This is a genomic window from Exiguobacterium sp. s129, assembly GCF_018617585.1.
GTDB lineage: Bacteria > Bacillota > Bacilli > Exiguobacteriales > Exiguobacteriaceae > Exiguobacterium > Exiguobacterium aestuarii_A.
Genome location: NZ_JACSKL010000005.1, coordinates 156,997 through 181,245, shown reverse-complemented (window position 1 = coordinate 181,245; position 24,249 = coordinate 156,997). Strand labels below are relative to the sequence as shown.

Below are 24,249 nucleotides of genomic sequence, written 5' to 3'. Positions count from 1 at the left end.
GTTCTTGACGGAGAGGAGGATCCTCAGTCGTAGCTGCGGTTCCATCTGTTCCATCTCCGATCTTCCGTTTGTTGATTGATACACGTTATGGTGATCATTCAACGCTAGAAGTCCGGAAGTTGGAACAGAGGCCACGTCCTCTCGGTATCCATAAAGACCTTCCTTTCTCAAATTGCGCGTAATCTTGTACGTAGTTTACCACACATTTTGATTCAGTTCATGAATTTTACCTTTAGTGCATGTTACGTTTCGGTAAATCTTTCTTTCCGAACCACCACCAGTTCCAATCCCCAAACAGTTTCATAAGAGATGGAACGAGCAGGATTCGGATAATCGTCGCATCGATAAAGATGGCGAGGGCGATCCCGACACCGAGCTGTTTAATCGGGCTGACACCCGTAAAGGCAAACGCACCGGTCACGACAATCATGATGATGGCAGCCGAGGTAATGATCTTACTCGTTTTCGCCAGTCCCATCTCTGTCGCATAGTCATTGTCACCTGTCTCCCGGTAGTATTCCTCGATTCGTGAAACGAGGAACACCTCATAGTCCATCGACAATCCGAAGACGAGTGAGAAGATGAAGACCGGTGTCAAAATACTGATCGTCTCCGCATCATATACATAGCCCGACTCAAAGATGATGACGAGTAAACCGAACGTCGCACCGAGACCGAGTACATTCATAAGAATGGCTTTGATTGGAATCAAGATGGATCGGAATGCCCACATGAGGATGAAGAACGTCGCCAAAATGACGGTGATCACTGCATATGGGATGCTGTCGTAAATCTCATCATAAATCTCTTCGTTAAAGGCAGCCGGTCCACCGACCTCAAATCCCTGGTCTTGCCAATCGCGGACAAATGCCTGCGCTTCTTTGTCACTTGGTGGTACATCGAAACTCACGTTGACGAGGGCGAGGTCTGTATTCCCATCAAGCGTGACGAGACGTTCAAGCGGAGCGAGTTGTTCTGGGGCCGCCTCCACGAGTTGCGTGAACGCTTCAGGCGTCAAACCAGACGTCGTCAAAAAGGTCGAGACGTTATCGACAATCTCTACTTCGTTTAACTCGTCCGTGAGCGTTGTCAGTTCTTCTAAAATCATCGGGTCCGTCAAATCATTCGCTTCGAACAAAATGACCGCATCGGTTGAGTTTTCTCCGAACACTTCGTCAAATCGTTCAAGTGCCGCCCGTGATTCATACGAAGTCGGGAGCGCATCTGCGTCCGGAATGTTCAGTTCTAAGTCACGGACGAACCAAAGACTCGGTAACAGTAACAATAACGCGACGAGCGTCATCGTCACAGGGCGCTTCATGACGAAACGGGCAAGCTTTTGCCAACGCTTTTCTGACTTCGTTTCGTCAGACTTGATGATCCGCCCTTTATTCAAAGCGTCCCCGACTAAGTAAAGCGATGACGGCAAGAGAGTCAGTGCGGATAAAACCGCCCCTGCAACGGCAATGAGCGCACCGAGTGCGACTGCCTGGAAAACATCGACCTGGATAAACAGTAGACCGGCCAATCCGACGAATACGCATAGTCCAGAAAAGAGAATCGAGCGTCCTGCCGTCGCCACCGTCCGGACGATAGCTTCTTCTCTCGACTGCCCACGCGTCAACTCTTCACGATACCGATTGACGAGGAGCAATGAGAAATCAATCCCGAGCGCAATGGCGATCATCGCCACGGCGTTCAAGACGAATATGGATAATTCCATGTTTTGCGCAAAAAAGAATAAAGAGCCTGCCGCTACGATGAACGTGATGAGTCCGACGAGCAACGGCATGAGTGCCGCGAGCGGCGTTCCGAAAACAAGTAACAATACGACGAGAGCAACCGGAATCCCGATCAACTCTGCCCGAATCAAGTCATTTTTCGATGCCTCGTTCAAGTCGTCTGCAAAGACTGGTTCCCCAGTCAACCGCACTTCTGTATCTGTGTCTGTGATCAGGGCGTCACGAACCGCCTCAATCGAAGATTCGGCTGCTTCATAGTCTTCAAATTCAAGCACAAAGTACGAGACGTCGCCTGAACGAGCATCTGGATTCTCGGATGGCGTAATCACACCATCAATCGACCGAATTGCCTCGAACCGTTGCTGTTGTTCGTCCATGACCGTTTTTATTTCTCCGCCTTCAAACAAGACGATCATCGAGGCACCTGCACGGTCGAACCGTTCATTCAACGTATCTTCTACTTGTTGGAATCGCCCGTCTTGAATCGCGAAGCCGTTTCCTCTCAACTCACCCGGGAGCTGCAGCCCAAAATAGACCGACCCTGCGAGTAAAATCGTCCAAATGAGTAGTACTCCATATCGAAAGCGAACCAACTGCCTACCTAACCATTCCATCCTTGTCACTCCTCCCTGTCTAACCATCTAATTCCCGTTTCTCTCTTCATTCATCATCACTTCACAAAAAATTCCTGAACCTGTTTCGGGTTCAGGATTCTTGTCGTTCAAAGACTTGAAGCCAACTATGGCAAAATCGTGGTGGTGCGGATAGAACAACGAGTCGATCTCCTCGGTCATCTAACAGCATGACCTTCAGCAATTGGTTGTCCGCGCACACAGTCGAACAAAACAGTTCTTCTTCTCGACGAAACAGTTGGAACGCTTCGGTCGAAGTGATTGCCGTCGTTTCGCCGACTTGATCGAGGATGACCGTATCACGGTCCCCTTCATACGGAATACGCCAGTTCTCATTCGTTTTCACATTCTCCACTAAAAAGTGATGCGTGTTTTCATCAAATAAGGTCACACATGTTTCAGGTGTGAATCGTTCAAAATCATACGTCCCTTGATACGCCAACTCGATGATGTTCCCAAAGAGCGGAACTTCTTCGTAGCGACTATATCGAAACGTATGATCGTGGAGGTTCAAAGCCACGACATCTGATTCGGCTGAATATAAGAAGATGTCATCGCCTTGCCAATAGTGCAAATTGCTAAACCAGTCACCGTTAAAACGTTGTGGAATCGCATGCGTCTCCATCTGTCCTTTTTGTAAATCAATGACTCCGTAAAGTCCTTTTTCTCGGAACCATGCCACGGCACGCGTCGCATTCGGTTCCACATATAGGGCGCACGGTGTCCAAGCCCAGTCAATCTCCCAGCGAATTTGGGACGACTCGTCAAAGAACAAAAATCCGGTTTGCGCCAAGTACAACATCCAACCTTCACCGACACGTTCTAACCATTCGATCGTTTGATGAAATTGAAAGTCTGCTGTTTGTTTGTACATTTGATCACTTCCTAATTTCAGCTTAGCAACGACCGAAGCGAAATTCGATTTTGAATGTGTTCGTTCAACACATTTTCGATTTTCCTGTATACTGTCCGTATAGATGAATGGTTCAGAAAGGAGTATACCGATGCGCCCATTACAATTATCACCAGAGACCGCGGTTGAGCTTGCGAAAAAGTTGAACGTCCCGCTCGAAGAATTGATGCATATGCCGAAGCATATTCTCGTTCAAAAAATGATGCAACTCGAGGCATCTCAAGCAGAGGAAGACACATCAAAGGAGACAGATTAACGTCTCCTTTTTTGTTTACTGTTCTTTACGTTTTCGTTTTTTCGATACATACCAGAGACCGAGCACGGCGAGTGCGGCACCTCCGGCAACAGCGTATTTGCTGTAGTCCGGACGACGTTCCGTCACTACGAGTGTCGACAGTGGCGCGACTGTCATATGACGGTCCTCGATTTGACGCGGAGCCGTCAGATTGACGGTATGTTCTTCCACGTTTACTTCAAACTTACCGGACGGAAGTTTGATCTCGACCGCTTCCTCTAGCGCGTTATGATACACCACATGTCGTTCTACATACCCTTCGACGTGGCGGCTCAACTCGAATGCGATCACGCCTTCTTCTTCATCGAAGAAACGTAAATGTTTCCGAATCTGTTCCGTGTTCTCAAGTCGGAAGAGCGGGTACTGCTTCCGCAGACGCAACAGACCTTTCACATATTCTACACTCGGCGCTTCTTGTTCTGCACGTGTCCAGTCGACACGGTTGACGACCCCGCCTGAGTTAAAGCTATTCTCGTCCCCATCTTTTGTGCGGAAGAACTCTTGTCCACTGTGGAGGAACGGAATCCCTTGTCCGAGAAGTACGATGGATGTCGCCAAGCGATGACGGCGACGACGCGTCGTCTCATCATCATCTGGATTTGTCACGGACAACTTGTCCCAAAGCGTCAAGTTATCGTGACATTCGACATAGTTGACGACCTGGTTCGGTTCATCGGCAAAACTTTGGCTCGTAATCCCGCCAGCGATTCCCCGTTTCACGTCAGCTGTCATGTCTGTGTTGCCGCTCACCCAGCCTGGTAAGTCCTCGATGAACACGTCTCCACGGACACCATCTCGAATCCCATCATTAAATTGCGCGATTCGTGGCATCTTATGCGCATTGTGTTGATTCGCTTTTTTACGGACCGGGAGTGGTGTGTCTAAATCCCAACCTTCTCCGATGACCAGGATGGATGGGTCGACGCGGTCAAGCGCCTTCCGAATTTGATTCATCGTCTTCACATCATGTAATCCCATCAAGTCGAAACGGAATCCGTCAATCATGAATTCCTTCGCCCAATATGTGACACACTCGACCATGAGCTTACGCATCATCGCACGCTCAGATGCCGTGTCATTCCCACATGCTGAACCGTCTGCGAGTGTTCCGTCCTCATTTAGTCGATAGTAATAATCCGGGACGAATTGACCGAGCGGTGTCGTCAACGCATCGTACGTATGGTTGAAGACGACGTCCATGATGACACGGATGCCTCGATCGTGGAGGGCTTGAATCATTGCTTTTAGTTCAATAATTCGTGTCGCCGGATCGTCTGCTGACGAGGCGTACGATCCCTCGACCGCAAAGTAATGTACCGGGTCATATCCCCAGTTATAGTTATCTTCGCTCTCGCGTGATTCGTTCACCGACCCATAGTCAAAGAATGGCATCAATTGAAGATGTGTGATACCGAGCGAGGTGATGTAGTCAAGACCGGTCGGGTATCCGCTTGTTGTCGTCGTACCCGTCTCGGTCATGCCTAAGAACTTCCCACGATGCGTGGCGCCACTTTCCGGATGACTCGTTAAATCACGGACGTGCGCCTCATAAATGACCGCCTCTTGTGAAGAATTGAATAGCGGACGTTCTTTGATCCAATGGTCCGGGTTCAAGGATGCCGGCTCAAGCAGGCATCCACGCTTCCCGTTCACTCCGACGACTTTTGCATAAGGGTCGAGTGATTCCACTTTTTTCCCATCAATCATTGCTTCAAATACATAAAATTGACCTTCGAACAGGGCGCGGTCGAGTTCAATGACCCAAGTCCCCTTCTCAGCCGGTTCGAGCTCGAGTCGATCAAACTTGCGGGCACGGGCTGTGCGATATAACTTGACCGACATCTGTTCCGCTACCGGAGACCAGACACGTAGTCGAATCTGTTCCCCTTTGAACGTCACCCCAAGGTCTTTCCCGTGATAGGCAACGTGATCTAAGTCTGCATGTGTATGTTGATCCATTGTACGTTCCATCTCTTCACTCCTTCACTGCTTCAAATCTGCTATCATTATAACAAAACCACACAAAGGATGGATGAAACATGGCAAAAGACAATTCTTTCGATATCGTGTCCGAAATGAATCTTGAAGAAGTGAAGAACGCAATCCAAATCGCGGAGAAGGAAATTTTGAACCGTTATGACTTTAAAGGGTCAAAAAGTGAGATGTCGCTCGACAACGGCGACCTCGTCCTTATCTCGGATGACGACTATAAACTTGAGCAGTTGAAAGACGTCTTAATCACGAAGTTGATCAAGCGCGGCGTTCCGACAAAAAACCTCGACTATCAAAAAGTAGAGAACGCACTCGGCGGCACGGTTCGTCAACGTGTGAAATTGAAGAGTGGCATCGACAAAGATGACGCGAAAAAAATCAACAACGCCATCAAAGAATCAAAACTTAAAGTCAAATCGCAAATTCAAGACGATCAAATCCGGGTGACCGGAAAATCGCGTGACGACCTTCAAGCTGTCATGCAGCTCGTTCGTGAGCTCGAGTTGTCTGTCGATGCCCAATTCACGAACTTCCGATGAAACTCGCGATCATCAGTGACCCACACGGTTCGTTTGATGATTTGAAGGCGGTTCTCGATGACGTCCGGCGGGAAACCGAGCATATTCTCTGTCTTGGCGACCTATATGAATGCCACATCGGGAAAAAAAGACGTCACGAGCGCTTTCATCATGTGGAAGACGTCGTGACGTATGACCCGAACTATGAAGCATTGTTGACGTTCCCAAGTCTACGCGGTAATCAAGAGGAGCGAATCGACGAGGTACTCGTCATCGACCATCCCGTGAAAACACGGATTTCTTTATTGCCGGAACAGACGACTCTTGGCGAAGCACGCTTTTTACATGGGCATCAAGTCAAATGGAACGAAGACTGGGAACCGATTGTTGAGAAAGGGAAATATCCACTCGTTTTCATTGGACATAGTCATATTGCCGGGATTTATCGGAAAGGGATATCTTTGCCGTGGGAAATCGGGACCCCGTTCCATTTGAAGAAAAAGCGATATGTCATCAACGTCGGTGCCGTCATCTTCGATCGGGAATGGTGTCTCTATGACACGGAAGCCCGAACGGTGACCCGTATGAAAGTGTGAGCATAGGAAAAGGACCTCATTTTTTTGAGGTCCTTTCGTCTGTCTTACATTTCTTCTGGAGCTTCGACACCGAGTAAACGGAGTCCTTCCGTCAATACGAGTGTCACTGCCTTCACGAGTGCGAGACGCGATTGTTTGCCTGCATCTTCTTCTAAGACACGGACATGACCGTAATACTTGTTGAACGCTTGCGCGAGGTCAAGTACATAACGGCTGATGATAGATGGTTCGCGACGTTCATGTGCACGCGTGATGACGTGTGGGAACGCGTTGAGCATCGTGACGACACCCCATGAGTAGTCATCGTCTGCACCAGTGAACGGTGAACCATCGTAGTTCCCTTTACGGAGGAGTGAGTTCGCACGAGCGTTCGTGTATTGGACGTAAGGTCCTGTCTCTCCTTCAAACTTGAGCATGCTGTCGAGATCGAATTCGATGTTGTTGATGCGTTCGTTCTTCAAGTCGTGGAAGACGACCGCTCCGACACCGACCATGCGTGCGACGTCTTCTGCGTTCGCAAGGTCTGGGTTCTTCTGCGCGATGTTCGCTTGTGCTTTTTCAATCGCTTCTTTCAACACTTCCTCAAGAAGAACGATGCGCCCTTTACGTGTCGACATCTTCTTCCCTTCTTGCAAGATCAAGCCGAACGGTACGTGATGCATGCCATCGACGAAGTCGTAGCCGAGCTTACGAAGAACCGAGAAGAGTTGTTTGAAGTGAAGCGCCTGTTCGCCACCGACGACATAGTTTGCTTGCACGAAGTTGTATGTCTCGTAGCGATAGATCGCAGCTGCCAAGTCACGTGTCGCGTACAATGTCGCGCCATCTTTCTTCTTGATTAGGCATGGTGGCAAGTTCTCTTCCTCGAGCGAGACGACCATGGCGCCCTCACTTTCGACTAAGAGATTTTTTTCTTCAAGCATCTCGACGACGCGTCCCATCTTATCATTGTAGAACGCCTCACCATTGAAGCTCTCGAATTTCACACCGAGGAGGTCGTATACTTTTTGGAACTCCTTGAGCGACTCGTCACGGAACCATTGCCAAAGCTCTGTCGCTTCCGCATCGCCGTCTTCAAGCTTCTTGAACCACGCGCGACCTTCGTCTTCAAGTTCTGGTTGTGTCTTCGCTTCTTCATGGAAATGAACATATAATTTCAAGAGTTCTGCGATTGGATTGGCGCGTACCGCTTCCTCATCGCCCCACTTCTTGTAGGCGACCATCAATTTCCCAAACTGAGTGCCCCAGTCACCGAGGTGGTTGACACCGACGACGTCATATCCGTTTTTACGTGCGATTTGGTTGATCGCATTCCCGATCACCGTCGAACGTAAGTGACCCATCGAGAACGGCTTCGCAATGTTTGGTGACGAGAAGTCCGTCACAATCGTTTCATTGCGTGTTGCGTGTGTCGCGTACTCTGACTTTTCATCGAGCACCGTGTTGATGATTTCTTGTGACACGACGTCACGGCTCAAGAAGACGTTGACGTAAGGTCCTGCCGCCTCGACTTTTGTGAACAGTTCATCGTTCAAGTCATTCGCGATGTCTGTCGCGATCATGACAGGTGCTTTACGGTAGGCTTTCGCCAATTGGAAACACGGGAACGCGAGGTCACCGTGCGCCTCGTGTTTTGGCTTCTCAATCAATGCCTCAATCTGGTCAATCGTGAGCTCGTCTCCGATGACACGTGATAACGCTTCTGCGTACTTGCGTTCATAACTCATTTGTATGTCCTCCTTCTTCGTATCACAACTCATAAAAAAAACGCCCTTTGCATAGATGCAAAGAGACGGGAATTCCCGCGGTACCACTCTTCTTGCCTGCATGACGCAGACCGCTTTATGGTGATAACGGTTCCCTCCGGCTATGCCTACTCTCGTTTCGGATAGCATCTCAAAAGTGCGTTTCGCGACGTTTGTCAGCCTGGGCTCTCACCAATCCCCAGGTCGCTTTGTTGACTAAACCATCGTTACTCTCTTTTTCATCGACATTCGTCTATGCGGTTGAAAAGCAATTTCATTATAGAGGATATTCCGTGTATACTCAATGCTAGAATTCAAGCATCATGGAACAGAAGCAGGACTCACACGAAATCGTGACGAATCTTTACTATTAGATCTTGAAATGTCCCATGCTAGGAGGGAACGCATGAACCACTTTCGTAAGATGTCCGTGCTCGGTTGGAGTATATGGAGTGCCTTATTCATCTTCACCATCGCATTATTCGCATTGGATATCCTACACGCCCCAACAATCGATCCGTTGTCGTTTATTTTAATTTCATTGCTTGTCATCATTTTTCAACTCGACTCGATCGAAGTCAAAGGTGTGTACTTCACATTTTCTGAAAGTATCGTCTTAATTTTATTTTTATTCTTTGGATTCGAAACAGCACTCATCGTCAACCAAATCGGATTGTTCGTCTTTCAATTCGCCAATTTGAAACCGAAAGTCGCCATCCGTCGTTTCCGCTTCACGTATCCGTGGAATGCCATTACAGCTTACTTAGAAATTGTCATCCCAGCAGCGGTCTATCTCGCCCTTGGTGGGGAGACCGGTCTCGACTTTTATTCGCAAGATTCGTTCGTGCCGCTCGCTGGATTGTTCCTTGCCATCTTCTTAAATACGGTGTTTCAAAAGTATCAGGTGAGATGGTGGTTCCGCGTCGACATCGCATTGAGCGACTTTATGAAGATTGCCTTCTATACGTACGTCGTCAGTTTGATTTTCATCTTAGCGGCAGCGTTTTTCCGAGAGACCAACTTACTCGTCGTCAGTAGCATCGCCGCTGCGTTGACGTTCTTCATCAAGCGGCTTCTTATTCAAAAAGAGCGGCAAGATGCATTCAAATCCTTGATTGAGCAATACGATGAAGCGAAAGAGGCTGTTTCCTTGTCGCAGAGCGAGGCGCAAGCCATCGAAGTATTTTTAAGTCAATGCGAACAGCTGAATCATTATGATGAAGGGTATGTCGAGTTTAAATTATTTGAACGCACCCTGTACTTTGATTTAAAGACGCGACAGCCCATCGATCGACCCATCGTCTTTACGTTGCTTGACATGAGTCAGCCAATCGAGCAAGTCCTCGACTATGAAATGCGCTTTGAATGGGATACTTCCCTTTCTGATGCTTTCCACGACGATTACCACAGCTTCGTTTCTGTTCGTTCGGAGGAAATCGAAGAGATTCGCACCTGGATTGTTATGATGGGAGAACCTGTATACGGTTATCCAAAGATTATTCAGCACGAAATCATCAAATTGTTAAAATCGTTCAACCGAACCATTAGCCGTTGTCACGAACGGGACCGCCTCTATACCGAGAGTCGGACGGACAGTTTAACGCTTCTTGCTAATGCGCGTGCATTTTATGAATATGGCATTCAACAAATATCCGATATGTCGGTATATCCGATATCGGTTGCCATGCTCGATATTGATTTTTTCAAAAAGATTAACGATACGTACGGTCATCAGGTCGGGGACCATGTCTTACAAGAGTTCGGACGACGAATCCGTCAAGTGCTCCGTCCAGACGACTTTGCTGCACGTTATGGTGGCGAAGAATTTATTTTATTGCTCAATCATTGTGATATGCACCAAGCGATTGAAATCACGGAGCGGATTCGCCATCAAATCGAAGCGAAACCGTTTCATGTTGACCACCACGAGGTTTCTGTCACCGCCTCCATCGGGGTCGACACAATTGAAGCGTTCGGGAACAAGCGTCTCGATGATACGATTCGAAATGCGGACCGTGCCCTGTATGTTGGCGGAAAATATGCAGGACGTAACCGTGTAGCGCACTTCAACAATTTAACGACGTAAATTCCCCTTTCTCACATCGAATTGGGGAGTTTTTAGGTTGACAACGGGATTTGAAACAGGTACGTTAGGGAACGTGTTTGATAATAGGATAACTTAACTTTTTATCGAGAGAGACGGAGGGACTGGCCCTATGAAGTCTCGGCAGCGGGGAACCTGTGCCAAATCCAGCGGACAACAGTCCGAAAGATGAAAAGGGTATTTCGCACGAAGGACCTTTTTCTCAAGAAAAAGGTCCTTTTTATTTTTTAGTGAGGTGATTATTTTGGAACAACCAACAGCAAACAAGTGGGCACTTCTGCCGTTACTCGTCTTCTTACTCTTCTTCATCGGAGCGGGTGTCTATTACGGAGACTTCTATAAGTTTCCGGTCCTCGTCGCAGCCCTGATCGCATTGATGGTTGCAGCGTTCATGACAAAAGGAAGCGCAACACAAACCGTCGAGCGCATCGCACAAGGTGCCGGAAATCCGGGAATCATCATTATGATTTTTATTTTCTTACTGGCCGGTGCCTTTTCAACGGTAGCTGAATCAATCGGTGCCATCGACGCGACGGTTAACGCGGCGTTGACGCTTTTACCCCCATCGCTTCTCTTGAGCGGACTCTTCGTCATCGCCGCTTTTATTTCAATGGCAATGGGTACATCGACCGGGACGATTGCGGCACTTGCGCCGATTGCCCTCGGTATCCATGAGGAGAGTGGTGTGAACGTCGCGATTGCAGCCGCGGCAGTTGTCGGCGGAGCCATGTTCGGAGACAATCTCTCATTCATCTCGGACACGACCATTGCTGCCGTAAGGACGCAACGGACGAACATGCGCGATAAGTTCCGGACAAATTTTTGGATCGTGCTACCAGCTGCCATCATCACGACGATTTTACTCGCCGTCTTGTCGAACGGTGAATCGACGGTTGATGTCGCTGCATTCGAATGGTATAAACTTATTCCGTATCTCGCGGTCATCGGACTGGCGTTAACGGGACTGAACGTCATTCTCGTCCTGTTGGGCGGGATCACGCTAACCGGAATCATCGGTCTTCTCGACGGAAGCTTATCCGTCACAGCATTTGTGACCGCTATCGCCGATGGCATGGTCGGTATGGCCGAAATCTCGTTCTTGACGTTACTCATGGGCGGCCTCGTCGGACTTATTTCGCACAACGGCGGACTCACGTATTTGCGTGATGCGTTGACATCACGGATTCAAAAACGTGCTGGTGCCGAGTGGAGTATCGCGGGTCTCGTCAGTGCGACGAACGTAGCGACCGCGAACAATACGATTTCCATTCTCGTAGCCGGACCACTCGCCGCGAACATTGCGGACGAATACGACATCGAACGGAAAAAATCAGCGAGTGTGCTCGATATCTTCTCATGTGGTGTACAAGGGATTCTCCCATACGGAGCGCAACTTCTCATCGCCGCAGAGTTGACGAAGACCGCTTCGCCGGACCTCGTCCCGTTCATGTTTTATCCGTTTCTCCTCTTTATTTGCGGAGGAATTGCGATTGCATTCAACTTCCCGCGTTTTAAAAAGCAGTCTTAAACGACAAACACCCCTTGTTTAAAGGGGTGTTTGTCGTTTAGTGATCATCTCTTGCTTCAATTGCTCGTTGCGTTTTTTGAAAGCGCGTCGTTTGAGCACTTCTTCTAATCCTCGACTGATGGCCCACAATGCGACCAAAAGCAGACCGAGCATCGATAAACGAAACGGGCTTTGGATAAATTCTTCCCATTGATCCCCGATGACCGAGAAAATGACGACGACGAGTAGTTTCCCGAATCCCGCCGCCAAAATGAACGTACGGAGCGGCATCTGAATGAGTGCCAGCAGATAGGTGATCAAACTGACTGGGATGAACGGGAGCGAATACAAGAACCCGAGTGAGATCGGACTCATATGGTTGATTCGTTCTAACCAATAGACCGCCGCTTTATGTTTCTCGAGCCAGCGCGTCATCGGTTTACGAAACACATATCGGACCGCCGCGAAGACGACAATCGTTCCGAGTAAGTTCCCAATCCATGATAAAAGGACCCCTAACAAAAAACCATATGTTGCCGCATTCGCTGAAATGATTAAAACGAGTGGCAAAAACGGAAAGATCGCTTCTAAAAACGGAGCGCCGAGTCCGGCCCAAGGACCGCCAGGCAAACTTTGAAGCCATTCGATTAATTGGATGATGTACTGTTGGAGAGAAGTGAGCATAGTCGTTCCACCTTCAACTTTCGTTACTACTACTCTAATACCCGAATTCGATTTTCAAGACGCATCTACCTGCATTCGTCAAAAAAAATTAAAAACCATTTGCGAAAATTCGTCGTGATATTTATCATATAATAATGGACTTGTGGTTGCAGGCAAGTCTATTCGTCGAACGACACAACCCAACGTTCGTTTTCCTGCAAAAAACTGAACACAGGGGAGCAACACAACATGGAAACAAAACCAATGCGGGTCTTGCTGTACTATAAGTACGTCAACATCGAAGACCCAGAAACACTCACGCAAGAACATTTGAAGTATTGTAAAGACCTTGGCATCAAAGGACGCATCTTGATTTCCTCCGAAGGAATCAACGGGACGTGCTCTGGTACTTGGGAACAGACTGAGCAATACATGAACGACTTGAAAGCAAACCCACTCTTCAGCGATATCGAGTTCAAAATCGATGAAGTCGAAGAGCATGCGTTCAAGAAAATTTTTGTCCGTCACAAGAAAGAGCTCGTGACGTGGCGCTTTGATGGTGAGTTTGATGTACCGAAACAACACGGTGCATACCTCGAACCAGCAGAATGGAAAGAGATGATGAATCGTGATGATGTCGTCATCCTCGACGTTCGTAACAACTACGAGTACGAACTTGGTCACTTTAAAAACGCGATCAAAATCGATGTAGAGGCTTCACGTTACATGCCAGAATGGCTCGAAGAGAACAAAGACCTCTACGAAGGGAAAACACTGCTCACGTACTGTACTGGTGGCGTCCGTTGCGAGAAATTTACAGCATATATGCGTGACCAAGGTCACGACAACATCTTCCACTTAAAAGGTGGCGTCGCGATGTATGGAAAAGACGAAGCGACGAAAGGGGAAAACTGGGATGGTGAGCTTTACGTCTTTGACGAGCGCATCAACGTCCCTGTTAACTCTGTGAACCCGACTGTTGTTTCACACTGCATGCACTGTGGAACCGAGACGGTTCGTTACGTTAATTGTGCAAACCCGGAGTGCAATGTGCAACATTTCTGTTGTGAAGAGTGTGAACCGAAACAAATGCGTTCATGCTCGAAAGAGTGTCAAGAACACCCACGCAACCGTTATATCATCGACAACATTGCAGAGAAACTTCAGGAAACTGAAGGAGTAGTCGGGTAACAAAAATCGACCAAAAGGTGTCATGGACAAGCCGTCCGTGACACTTTTTTTGACGAAATCTTAACGTCTAGTCTGCCCCGCTTTCGGGTATAGTGAAGTTACTATGTCAGACAGGAAGTGAATAGATGCATGTTTAACGAACCTTTACTCGCTGCGATTCTTGCTTGGTTTATCGCCCAAGCAGCCAAGCTCGTAACCGAACTCATTAAAACAAGGGATTTTGAAATTGAAATCATGTTCGCTTCAGGCGGCATGCCGAGTTCACACTCGTCTACGGTCGTCGCGCTCGCGACAGCAATCGGACGGATGGAAGGCATCGACTCGAGCATGTTTGCCCTCGCTGTCGTCTTCGCCACCATCGTCATGTACGATGCAACCGGCGTCCGTCAAGCAGTCGGTTTTCAGGCCCGACTATTGAACGATTATTTCAAAGGGATTAAACACGAGACTCCACTATTAAATGAACTTGTCGGGCACACGCCGTTCCAAGTCATCGTCGGGGCGTTACTCGGTCTCGTTGTCGGATTGTTTTTCCCGATGTAATCCACTAAAGGTATGTCATTTCTCACACTCTCGATTCTTTTTGTGAAGTTTCACAAAGAAGAAGTTATACTCAGAGAGAGGAGGAATCGACATGCCTTTTTTGCAGAAATCTTATGAGTCTCTCGATACACTCGCCGAAGCAATCGGTCAAGCGATTCGAGCACCCATCACGATCGAGAATCGCCACCACCAGTTGCTGGCGTATAGCACCCACCCCGATTCGACCGACCCGGCCAGGATCGCCACGATCATCGGTCGTCGTGTTCCAGAAGCCGTCATTGAAGATTTATGGGAAAGTGGGATTTTACGAGAAGTCATCGACCAAGATGAGCCCGTCGTCATTCCGGCACGGCTCGCTGTCGGGCTCGGCGAACGTGCAGCCATCGTAATCAAGCAACATGACGAAGTACTCGGTTATATTTGGAGCTTGGCTCGAACGAACCCGTTCACCACTCAAGAATTAGCCATCTTGCAGGAAGGAGCGACCATTGCTAAGAAGTTGCTCATGACAATCGCGATGCACGAACGGCGCATTAGCGCGGAACTTGAACGCTTCTTGTTAGATGTCCTCGCTTCCCCGACGCTCTCTGATGCCAATCGCGAACGATTGAACGAACTCGCCCCCATTGCGGTCGCCAGTCGGCTGACGATTATTGAATGCGCTCAACCGATCACCCCGCAACTCGCTGAACGTCTGCATTATGTGCTCGCGACCCAAGAGGCGATCGAAGTGGTCTTGCATGCCATCGATGGACAGCAGTTACTCGTCTGGCATTACATGAAATCCGAACTTTCCGATGAAGAAGTGGAATTGCTCGCTTGGGCGGAACGGTTCGAGCAGTTGCTTCAAGACAAGTTCACTGAATCTGAGCCGCGACTCGGAATCAGTCGGCGTTTTTTCGAAAGTGACATGCTGTACGCCGCAGCGGAAGAGGCACGTCGTGTCACAACACTTCGTCGTAAGTTCCCTCTTGAGCTCGCGACTTCTCGCGCCTTCGAACAGATCGGGATTTATCAACTCGTCCCGGAACTAGCACGTCGCATCGGACTTCGACTGGAAACCCATCCGACCGTTGAACGGTTGCAACACTATGACTCGTCCCATCAGACCGAACTCGTGAAGACGCTCGAATGGTATTTTTATTTCGATGGGAACGTAAAGCGGGTCGCCGCCCACCTTCATATCCATCCGAATACCGTCTTGTATCGGATTCGACGCATCGAAGAGTTGACGAATATCACGCAAGTTTCCTTACCCGAACGGTCCATGATTTATTTGGCGATTAAAGCCGGCCAATATCGATTAGAAGACTAGGCGTTCGCTTTGTGTTTTTTCACAAAGTGAGCGTCTTCGTTTTTAGAATCCATGATAAAGACAGCGTTTTCGAATGGGTCTATACTAGGGGTGTGAACAATTTGTGTCAACGGAATGAAAGGGGAATGTTCCATGAAAATCGGGGTATTAAAAGAGATTAAAAACAATGAAAATCGGGTGGCTTTGACACCGATGGGTGCATTTATGTTAACGGAACTTGGTCATGACGTCTTCGTCGAAACAAATGCCGGTCTCGGCAGTGGTTTCACGAATATGGAATATATCGATGCCGGTGCAACAATTGTCGAAACGGCGAAAGAAGTATGGGAAGGCGTCGAACTTGCGCTCAAAGTGAAAGAGCCGCAGCCGTCTGAATATCAATACTTCCGTCCTGATCTGACGCTCTTCACGTATTTGCACTTAGCGGCAGAACCAGAATTAACGAAAGCACTCGTCGAATCAGGCATCACTGCTATCGCGTATGAGACGGTCGAAGTCGATCGGACGTTACCACTTCTCACACCGATGAGTGAAGTCGCAGGTCGTATGGCTGCTCAAATCGGGGCACAGATTCTCGAAAAACCGCACGGTGGAAAAGGAATCCTCATGTCAGGTCTTCCGGGCGTACCTCGTGCGAACGTCACGGTCATCGGGGGCGGTGTCGTCGGAACGAACGCAGCGCGTATCGCCATCGGTCTCGGGGCAAGCGTTACCTTGATGGACATCAGCCCAGCTCGTCTTCGTCAAATCGACGACTTGTTCGGAAACACAATCAACACATTAATCTCGAACAAATACAATATCGCCAAACAAGTAGCTGAGAGTGATCTCGTCATCGGTGCTGTTTTGATTCCTGGAGCAAAAGCACCGAAACTTGTCACAGAAGAAATGGTACAACGCATGTCCCCAGGATCGGTGATTGTCGATGTCGCCATTGACCAAGGTGGAATTTGTGAAACGATTGATCATATCACAACGCATGATGCGCCAACGTATGAACGTTACGGTGTGCAACATTACGCCGTCGCCAACATGCCAGGTGCCGTGCCACGCACATCGACAATGGGGCTTACGAACGCAACGATGCCATACATTATCGAATGTGCACAAAAAGGTGTGCTCCCGGCACTCCTCGGAAACGATGCCCTTCTTAAAGGCTTAAACGTTATCAACGGTACGGTCACATACGAAGCGGTCGCTCGTGATTTAGAGTATCCGTTCGTCCCTGCCTATGAGGCAGTTGCAAAACAAACACAAGCGTAATCGAAAGACGACGAGATGCCCGTTCTCGTCGTCTTTTTCGTATGAAATATATGAAATAAAAGAAGGAACTGAACAAAATCGCTCAGTTCCTTCTTCCCATTATGCGTTTTCGACAGCGATATCTTCCCCGATGATTTTCACTTCCGGTTCTAATTCCACTTCGAACTTCTCTTTAACGGTCGCTTGCACGTGACGAATCAGCGAAATATATTCCGTCGCTGTCGCCTCCGCGATGTTGACGATGAATCCTGCGTGCTTGAGCGATACTTCCGCTCCTCCGATTCGTTTGCCCTGAAGACCAGAGTCTTGAATCAACTTGCCGGCAAAGTAGCCTGGCGGACGTTTGAAGACACTTCCGCACGAAGGATATTCGAGCGGTTGCTTCGATTCACGTTTATACGTCAAATCGTCCATGACTTCTTTGATCAATTCGTAGTTTTTCGGTTCGAGCTCAAACGTCGCTTCTAACACGATGAACCCTTCTTTTGATACACGGCTGGTGCGGTAGTCGAGTTCTAATTCGTCTTTTGACAAATGAAGCACTTGTCCGTCCGACGTCAATACTGTCGCAGACGTGATGACGTCTTTCGTTTCTCCACCATATGCACCCGCGTTCATATAGACGGCGCCACCGACCGTTCCAGGGATACCACAGGCGAACTCAAGACCGGATAAACCTTCCGCAAGCGCTTGACGTGAGACATCGATAATCGCTGCCCCAGCCTGTGCCACGATTTGGTTCCCTTCACGACGAATCGTATTCAGTTCGTTCAAGTTTAAAACAACTCCGCGAATTCCCCCGTCGCGGACAATCAAGTTTGAACCGAACCCGAGAATCATGAACGGCATTGCTTCCTGATGGGCTAGTTCTAAGACGGCTTGGACTTCTTCGTATGTGTGGGGGGCTACGAAGTAATCTGCTTTCCCGCCTAGTTTTGTATACGTGTGTGCCGACAGCGGCTCGTCTTGGAGGACGCGCTCGGCCGGAATAATACTCTGGAGTTGCTGTAAAAAGCTCATGCGTTCACTCAATCCTTTACGTTCTATTTAAGTGTCTCAGTCACATCTTCTTCGTACCGAGCACGTCACTGAATGGTTTCAGTACGAAACACAGTATACAAATGATTGTCGGACGTGACAAGCAACGTTTTTCTTACAATGTCATGATTAGTTTATAACAATAGCGATGTCGCTACAGCCACTACAATCGGAATTGTAAAGTTATCCCAATCTCGGTATGAAATCGCTTCAGTCAGTGTGGCGATGATGGAAATGATAAATCCATATGTTACCACTTGCCACATGACGACATCATTCCACAAAAACAATAAAAATAAGACCGCATACGAGCTTAAGAACATGGCGACGCTCCCTTGGAAGGAACGCTTTTGACCGTACAAATCATAGATGACTGTCCCATACTTCCGTCCAATCAATGCAGCCATTCCATCCCCCCAGGCGAGGACGAGTGATCCCGCTAAAAATGCAATCGGTTCCGACTCAAAGAAGAAGTATAAAATGATGAGTAAAGCGATTGGATAATAGACCGTTCCGAAAGACTTCCGTTCCGTCTGATGTACCGGTGATGGGCTTTTATATAACAAGACCGCGTTCGCGAAGGTGAAGAAGATGAGCGGGACTGCCGCGACGTACCAAGAATCCATTAACCAGACCGCTAGTAGCGACCAATGTCCGACTGCGATATGTACACTTTTTCGAATCGTTTCGTCTGTCCACCCAAGACGCTTTCCAACTTGTTCGAGACCGACGAGAAATACAAGGACAATCACGATGGAAAGAATCGAACTAATCCATTCATTCATTGCTTGACCACCTCTATGTATAGGATGTGTATAATACCGTCATTATACCTTAATCAGTGCCCATCCTAGCTTACTTTTCAAACATTTGGTAGAATGAGGTCAAATGACTGTATAGCCAACGTACGATGTTGGTGATAGAAAGGGTGGCCGTATGCGCGACGCAACTTCAATTCAAACTTTGGCAGATTGCCTTCACTTCATGCAGGTCGGAGAAATCGAGCGAGCCATCGCCCTCTTCCCTGAAGACGTGCGTGAACATTTTCCAAAAGAGCTTCGAAAAATCCACTTGTTTCATATTGAAAAGAACGGCTTGTCCATCAATCAAATCGTTGCCCTTGCGAACGCATTGACCGGAGAACATCTCTCGGCGACAACGATTCAAAACTGGACGAAGCGTGAAGTCCGTAAAATCATCGGTGTCCCACGAATCGGTAAAAAGTATTCCTTGCATCAAGCAGCCATCATCTACCTTCTTGATGACTTGAAACACCTTTTCTCACTTGAAGAGACAAGTTCCTTATTGGCACTTATCTTCAACAACCCTGACCGGGACGAAGACGACTTCATCACTCCGATTGATTTTTATCGATTATACGCAGAGTATGCGAAGTCGACGAGCCCAATCGACCTGCTCGATACGCGTGCCAAGCGTTCTCTCGAAAAAACGAAATACACACATCCGAATATCATTCATGTCCTAAAGCTCTGTTTGTACGCACATCGTGTGACGACACTCGAGCTCGAGGCCAAGCAGTATTTGAACCGTTTCATTTGATGGAACGGTTTTTTTGCATCAAAAAACACCGGTCAAGGACCGGTGCTCGTCATCGTTATGAGACAGATGCTGCGAGCGGCATCCGCGATTTAACCGTTAACGTTTTTAAGACAGAAAGGAGTTCGAACATCGATAGCTGATCTGCTTCTTTCGTTAAGCAGAACGTGTCATCCTCTTGTTTCCGTAGCTCCGCGACAAGCTTACCTGCTTTGTCACGGACGCTGAACTTATGACGTTCCACATCGTATTGAATCGTGAAGAGTCCGCGTTCATAGACGTTGTACTCACACTTTTTCCCGAATAACGAGAACTTGTCTTTCAATTGACCAATCGCCTGTCCGTCATGGTTCATCACGACCCATTTTTGGCAGTTCGGGATATACTTCCCGTGAGCGATCTGTCGTCCAGACAAATTGTGCACTTGGACACTGCCTTCCGCGTCGCGGTGAACAGATCCGATCGCATCATTTGTCTCATCATAAATGGTCGCCTCGCCTTGCGTAAAGACGCAACCTTTTACATAAATTAATTTGCGCACCGCTTTTTCCTCCTAGCACGTTCCAACCGTGATTGTTTGTATGTGTACGGTCGGGCATTTCTTGAAACCCCAATCGTTTCTCTGTGTAGTTTTTATCTCGTTTCAACTACTACATATTTCATATGACGAAGATGATTATTGCATCGATTAAAGAAAAAGACAAGCCCTTTTTTTCGACATCATTTTGGATTCTGTCGAACTTGTGAACATGCCTATTCTTATCGCTTATATCCCGCTTCTTTTAAGAGTTCTTCAAGCTCCATTCTTGCAATCAGACGAACTTGATTTGGCGCCGCCAATTCATACGCACTGTCCGTAAATGTCGAGTTCGTCACGACCCATCCTTCATGTGCCTGATAATACGGAACGGCAGCCGCAATTTGTTGAACCGCTTCAAGACCGACTACCTTTTCATACCGTTTCGCTTGTACCGCAATCGACCATCCATCGGGTGTCTCGAGTAACAAGTCTGCCCCAAAGTCACGCGAGGCTGGTGTCACGGTGACCGTGTATCCGAGCGCCGTAAACACATTCTCTAAAAACAGTTCGAATTCTCGGCCATCCATCCGATCGATTCGGTCGATTGTCGACAGTCGAGCTCTCCAGACGAACCACACGATTCCTAACACGAGTAGTAAGATACTGCTCCAAAGCGGTGCTCCGAACCACCATAGACCAATAGCACCGATCATACTAATAAGTAATCCAATCATCCCCATCGTTCCTTTCCACGTCCTCTCTCCCACTTTACCGTTTCGAGGGCAGGAAATGAAAGGGGGATCTGTCGAATGTTATAGAAGATATGCTCGTCTGACACCACGAAGGAGGGATGATCGTTCATGGAGAATCGCACCAATCTCCACAGTGAGTTATTACATGCATTACCTTACGGGGTTGCTTTAATAGAAAAAGACGGAACAATCGTTCAGGCAAACCGGCCGTTCCTAGAAAAGTTTCCAGAGAATCTACAGACTCGTACGAACCTCTTTCATATGGTCAACCAGTCTCCAATTACGATGGAATTATCTCGCCGAATGGAGCAAGGACTGTCTTGGATGTATGAACTACCGACGATGCGTGTGCATGCCATCCCTTGGGAAAAACACTACATTCTTTCCATCGAACCACTCCCTCTCGATACACGCGTGACGATTCAACACAATGCGTTTGAAGCGATGATGCACTCCGAGCTCGACATGGCGATGATCATGACGGATGCCAATATGTTGATCACTCGATTTAACCAGGGAGCGACGGAACTGTTCGGCTACGCTCCTCATGAAGTGTTATATGAGATGACCCCGTTCGCTTTGTTCGAGTCAAGGGAGCTGAGCGAAAAGCGTTCTGCCTATCAAGATGAGACAGAACGGTTGCTTTCGTTCGAACAAATGTTACGCCTCGCACTCGACAAAGGAGACCGTGAGTGGAAATTTCAATGTAAAGACCGGACACATTTTATCGGAAAACTCTTTATGCATCCGGTCTATGAACAAGAGCAACTCATCGGATTCTTTTTCTTCGTATTTGATGTGAGTCCTGAGATTGAACTAAAACGAGAACTCCGTTATAAGGAACAACGCTATCGGATGTTTGCCGAATCTGTCATCGAGGCCGTCCTATTCCACGAAGACGGGATGATTCTTGATGCGAACAAAGCAGCGGAATCCATCTTCAAAATCCCAGCCGAACAAATGGTCGGTCGGCAAACGGTTGAATTTATTGCCGAAGGATATCGGGCAGATGTGTTGCGACGAATCCGCAACCATATCCAAACACCATATGAAGTAATCGGACGACGAGCGGACGGCACGTTTCTAGAGATGGAGGTCTACCCGAAAGAAGTGACGTATCTAGGCCAAACATTACGAGTCGCCGTCATGCGTGACATTAGCGACCGTAAAAAAATAGAACGCATGCTCGAACGAGAGAAAAATGCGATTGCCCGCCAACGGGACATCATTCAATCGATTTTACAAGCGTCAAACGAAGCATTCGTCTTGACCGAGTCGAACGGGAGTGTCTTGTTCATGAACGTCCATGCGCGACGCCTCATGGACTTACCTGGGATCGCACCGAATAAAATACAAGAGCGGATCCCCCTCCTCTCCACGTTCCGTCCTCGCGACCGAAGCGAGATGTTGCGCAAGATGGATCAACTGTTAGACGGAACAGCTCGGGAAGTGTCCATGCGTTTTTCCATCCCTCAACCGAACGATCGGGATGAGGAATATTACGAGATGTACGGCACGACGATGGATACGAAACGACAAATCGGAATGGATAGCGGTTTCTTATTCGTATTCCGTAACCGCACGGAAGAAGAGCGGATGGATCAGATTAAAAACGAACTGGTGAGCACGGTCTCGCATGAACTGCGGACACCCCTTTCTTCATTATCTGGCTACATCGAGTTGATGCTCGCTCGCGATTTGACGCCTGATAAGCGAGAACGTTTCTTGAAGACGATGTCACGAGAAGCGTCACGGTTAACGGCGTTACTCAATGACTTCTTAGACATTCAACGCATGGAGGGTGGTCATCAGGAATACAAGCAAGATCAGTTCTCATTGAATGAACTCGTCTTAGATGTGGTTGAACGCTTCCGTGAAACAAATGACCATGCCATTCATTTCGATAACGATGATGAAGACCTACGCTTGATTGCTGACCGGGACCGCATTGAACAAGTACTCGTCAACTTAATTTCTAATGCCATCAAGTATTCGCCGAACGAACAAGAAATTGAAGTACGGGTCCGGCACGACCACAATCAAGCCCACGTCTCTATTCGTGACTTCGGAATCGGTATTCCTGAACACGCCTTCGAGAAACTTTTTACAAAGTTTTATCGGGTCGATAACTCCGATACACGTAAAATTGGTGGGACCGGTCTTGGCTTGTCCATCTGTAAAGAAATCATCGAATCCCATGGCGGCAGCATCGAAGTGGAATCGACTGTCGGAAAAGGATCGACGTTTACATTCACACTAGACTTAGCGGAGGAACTATCATGAACGATTATGCCTTTACCGGATTCCCTGGATTTTTAGCTGGAAAGTTAATCGAACATCTTGCGTCGTTGCCTCATCAAATCGGAACAATCTATGCGCTTCATCTCCCGAACCAACAGCGTGAATCGGAAGAACTACGAGAAATGTTGCTGTCTACGACATCCCTCGAGCCTCGCCAGCTCGTCTTAGTGGAGGCGGACATCACGTTACCGGAAGTGATTCTCGATCCGATTATGCGCTCTGTCATCGAGCGTGACGTGCATTACGTCTTTCATCTAGCTGCGGCCTATGACTTGAGCATTCCGTATGACACGGGGTATCGAATCAATATCCTCGGTACGAAACACGTCACGGCGTTCGCCAAACGGTCGAAACAGTTAAAGCGGTATGTCTATTTCAGTACGGCCTATATTGCCGGTCGCAGGCAAGGGACCGTCTATGAGAACGAACTCTGGCATCGGGCTCGATTTAAAAATCATTATGAAGCGACTAAATATGAAGCGGAAGCACTCGTCTCCCGCGAGATGGGAGCGATGCCAATCACTATCATTCGTCCTGGTATTGTGATTGGACATAGTCGAACCGGTGAAACGAAGAAGTTTGACGGTGTCTATTTTGTATTGAAATTGATGGCGCAACTTCAACAGATGCGACCGCTCCCTTATATCGGGCGTGCGAACGTCGAAGTGAATTTAGTTCCTTATGATTATGTCGTGGAAGCGACCGCCTTCCTAGCACACTCGCCAGTCGGGTCGAAACGGACGTTTCATTTGACGGATCCTTTCCCGCATGGTGCGCGTGAAGTGTATCGCATGCTACATGAGACGATGTTCCACCGTCCTCCTCGCGGCACGGTTCCCCATGCTGTTGCAGATGTCGCATTCACGACTTGGAAAAACGCCGCACAACTGGATGTTCCGCACGAACTGCTAGACTATTTCAAACATCCTGTCCATTTCGATACGACGCAAACGATTCGTGCGCTCGATGGGACTGGAATCGTCTGTCCGGATCTTCAAGATTACCTACCGGAGGTCGTCCAATATTTCATGACACACGAAAAGCCCTGAATGCGTTCAGGGC

General features: G+C 48.2%; 21 protein-coding genes, 1 riboswitch and 1 other annotated feature. Of the genes, 12 read left to right on the top strand and 9 right to left on the bottom strand.

The window, feature by feature from the left end; all coding sequences use genetic code 11:
* Positions 1-232: 232 nt before the first annotated feature.
* Positions 233-2,356 carry an MMPL family transporter gene (locus KNO92_RS08005; RefSeq protein ID WP_214695968.1) on the bottom strand — a complete coding sequence of 708 codons (2,124 nt, stop codon included), beginning with the start codon at positions 2,354-2,356 and terminating at the stop codon, positions 233-235.
* A 91-nt stretch (positions 2,357-2,447) separates the two neighbouring features.
* The gene (locus tag KNO92_RS08000; RefSeq protein WP_214695960.1) at positions 2,448-3,248 is read right to left on the bottom strand and encodes a hypothetical protein; all 801 of its coding nucleotides are present in this window, start codon (positions 3,246-3,248) and stop codon (positions 2,448-2,450) included.
* Positions 3,249-3,378: 130 nt separating this feature from the next.
* Between KNO92_RS08000 and KNO92_RS07995 the strand changes: the two genes are divergently transcribed.
* Positions 3,379-3,543, top strand: a complete 165-nt coding sequence (locus KNO92_RS07995; protein WP_074034284.1) for a YycC family protein — start codon at positions 3,379-3,381, stop codon at positions 3,541-3,543.
* Between the two features lie 15 nt (positions 3,544-3,558).
* Here the strand turns inward: KNO92_RS07995 and pulA are convergent, their stop codons facing one another.
* On the bottom strand, positions 3,559-5,553 hold the full coding sequence (gene pulA, locus KNO92_RS07990; protein WP_214760794.1) for a type I pullulanase: 1,995 nt from the start codon (positions 5,551-5,553) through the stop codon (positions 3,559-3,561).
* A 68-nt stretch (positions 5,554-5,621) separates the two neighbouring features.
* Between pulA and KNO92_RS07985 the strand changes: the two genes are divergently transcribed.
* Both KNO92_RS07985 and KNO92_RS07980 read left to right on the top strand, forming a co-directional pair.
* Positions 5,622-6,113 (top strand): YajQ family cyclic di-GMP-binding protein, encoded by a 492-nt coding sequence (locus KNO92_RS07985; protein ID WP_015880519.1) that lies wholly within the window; start codon positions 5,622-5,624, stop codon positions 6,111-6,113.
* Positions 6,110-6,688 (top strand): metallophosphoesterase family protein, encoded by a 579-nt coding sequence (locus KNO92_RS07980; protein ID WP_214695957.1) that lies wholly within the window; start codon positions 6,110-6,112, stop codon positions 6,686-6,688. Before KNO92_RS07985 ends, KNO92_RS07980 begins: the two co-directional genes overlap by 4 nt.
* A gap of 44 nt (positions 6,689-6,732) precedes the next feature.
* On the opposite strand, the gene argS is transcribed toward KNO92_RS07980, so the two are convergent.
* Entirely contained in the window at positions 6,733-8,415 is a 1,683-nt protein-coding gene (gene argS, locus KNO92_RS07975) for an arginine--tRNA ligase (protein WP_214695955.1), read from the bottom strand.
* Positions 8,416-8,473: 58 nt separating this feature from the next.
* Positions 8,474-8,685, bottom strand: a binding site (T-box leader).
* 154 nt (positions 8,686-8,839) lie between these two features.
* On the opposite strand from argS, the gene KNO92_RS07970 reads away from it, so the two are divergent.
* Positions 8,840-10,519, top strand: coding sequence for a GGDEF domain-containing protein (locus tag KNO92_RS07970; RefSeq protein WP_214760792.1), 1,680 nt, complete (start codon positions 8,840-8,842; stop codon positions 10,517-10,519).
* A gap of 98 nt (positions 10,520-10,617) precedes the next feature.
* Positions 10,618-10,712: riboswitch (SAM riboswitch) on the top strand.
* 69 nt (positions 10,713-10,781) lie between these two features.
* Positions 10,782-12,065: a Na+/H+ antiporter NhaC family protein gene (locus KNO92_RS07965; protein ID WP_214760790.1), complete on the top strand. Its 1,284-nt coding sequence runs from the start codon at positions 10,782-10,784 to the stop codon at positions 12,063-12,065.
* A gap of 18 nt (positions 12,066-12,083) precedes the next feature.
* On the opposite strand, the gene KNO92_RS07960 is transcribed toward KNO92_RS07965, so the two are convergent.
* Positions 12,084-12,728: a TVP38/TMEM64 family protein gene (locus KNO92_RS07960; protein ID WP_074034276.1), complete on the bottom strand. Its 645-nt coding sequence runs from the start codon at positions 12,726-12,728 to the stop codon at positions 12,084-12,086.
* A gap of 228 nt (positions 12,729-12,956) precedes the next feature.
* Here KNO92_RS07960 and trhO point away from each other — a divergent pair, with 228 nt between their 5' ends.
* The 4 genes from trhO (at position 12,957) to ald (ending at position 17,019) form a co-directional block, all read left to right on the top strand.
* Positions 12,957-13,898 carry an oxygen-dependent tRNA uridine(34) hydroxylase TrhO gene (gene trhO, locus KNO92_RS07955; RefSeq protein ID WP_214695947.1) on the top strand — a complete coding sequence of 314 codons (942 nt, stop codon included), beginning with the start codon at positions 12,957-12,959 and terminating at the stop codon, positions 13,896-13,898.
* Between the two features lie 117 nt (positions 13,899-14,015).
* Positions 14,016-14,441 (top strand): divergent PAP2 family protein, encoded by a 426-nt coding sequence (locus KNO92_RS07950; RefSeq protein ID WP_214695945.1) that lies wholly within the window; start codon positions 14,016-14,018, stop codon positions 14,439-14,441.
* A gap of 91 nt (positions 14,442-14,532) precedes the next feature.
* Positions 14,533-15,756 (top strand): PucR family transcriptional regulator, encoded by a 1,224-nt coding sequence (locus KNO92_RS07945; protein ID WP_214760789.1) that lies wholly within the window; start codon positions 14,533-14,535, stop codon positions 15,754-15,756.
* A gap of 132 nt (positions 15,757-15,888) precedes the next feature.
* The gene (gene ald / locus KNO92_RS07940; protein ID WP_214695941.1) at positions 15,889-17,019 is read left to right on the top strand and encodes an alanine dehydrogenase; all 1,131 of its coding nucleotides are present in this window, start codon (positions 15,889-15,891) and stop codon (positions 17,017-17,019) included.
* A gap of 99 nt (positions 17,020-17,118) precedes the next feature.
* Here ald and murB read toward each other — a convergent pair whose 3' ends face one another.
* Both murB and KNO92_RS07930 read right to left on the bottom strand, forming a co-directional pair.
* Positions 17,119-18,039 carry a UDP-N-acetylmuramate dehydrogenase gene (murB, locus tag KNO92_RS07935; protein ID WP_214695939.1) on the bottom strand — a complete coding sequence of 307 codons (921 nt, stop codon included), beginning with the start codon at positions 18,037-18,039 and terminating at the stop codon, positions 17,119-17,121.
* 152 nt (positions 18,040-18,191) lie between these two features.
* A complete protein-coding gene (locus tag KNO92_RS07930; protein WP_074034266.1) occupies positions 18,192-18,842 on the bottom strand; it encodes a diacylglycerol/polyprenol kinase family protein in 651 nt (216 codons plus the stop codon).
* 151 nt (positions 18,843-18,993) lie between these two features.
* Between KNO92_RS07930 and KNO92_RS07925 the strand changes: the two genes are divergently transcribed.
* The gene (locus KNO92_RS07925) at positions 18,994-19,617 is read left to right on the top strand and encodes a DUF1836 domain-containing protein (protein ID WP_214695937.1); all 624 of its coding nucleotides are present in this window, start codon (positions 18,994-18,996) and stop codon (positions 19,615-19,617) included.
* Between the two features lie 55 nt (positions 19,618-19,672).
* Here the strand turns inward: KNO92_RS07925 and KNO92_RS07920 are convergent, their stop codons facing one another.
* Positions 19,673-20,155, bottom strand: a complete 483-nt coding sequence (locus KNO92_RS07920) for an LURP-one-related family protein (protein ID WP_015880506.1) — start codon at positions 20,153-20,155, stop codon at positions 19,673-19,675.
* 218 nt (positions 20,156-20,373) lie between these two features.
* Entirely contained in the window at positions 20,374-20,868 is a 495-nt protein-coding gene (locus tag KNO92_RS07915) for a restriction endonuclease (protein WP_214695935.1), read from the bottom strand.
* A 126-nt stretch (positions 20,869-20,994) separates the two neighbouring features.
* On the opposite strand from KNO92_RS07915, the gene KNO92_RS07910 reads away from it, so the two are divergent.
* Complete coding sequence (locus tag KNO92_RS07910; RefSeq protein ID WP_214760786.1) at positions 20,995-23,169, top strand: PAS domain-containing sensor histidine kinase; 2,175 nt, start codon at positions 20,995-20,997, stop codon at positions 23,167-23,169.
* Positions 23,166-24,236, top strand: a complete 1,071-nt coding sequence (locus tag KNO92_RS07905; RefSeq protein ID WP_214760783.1) for an SDR family oxidoreductase — start codon at positions 23,166-23,168, stop codon at positions 24,234-24,236. The genes KNO92_RS07910 and KNO92_RS07905 overlap by 4 nt, the downstream gene beginning before the upstream one ends.
* Positions 24,237-24,249: the final 13 nt, after the last annotated feature.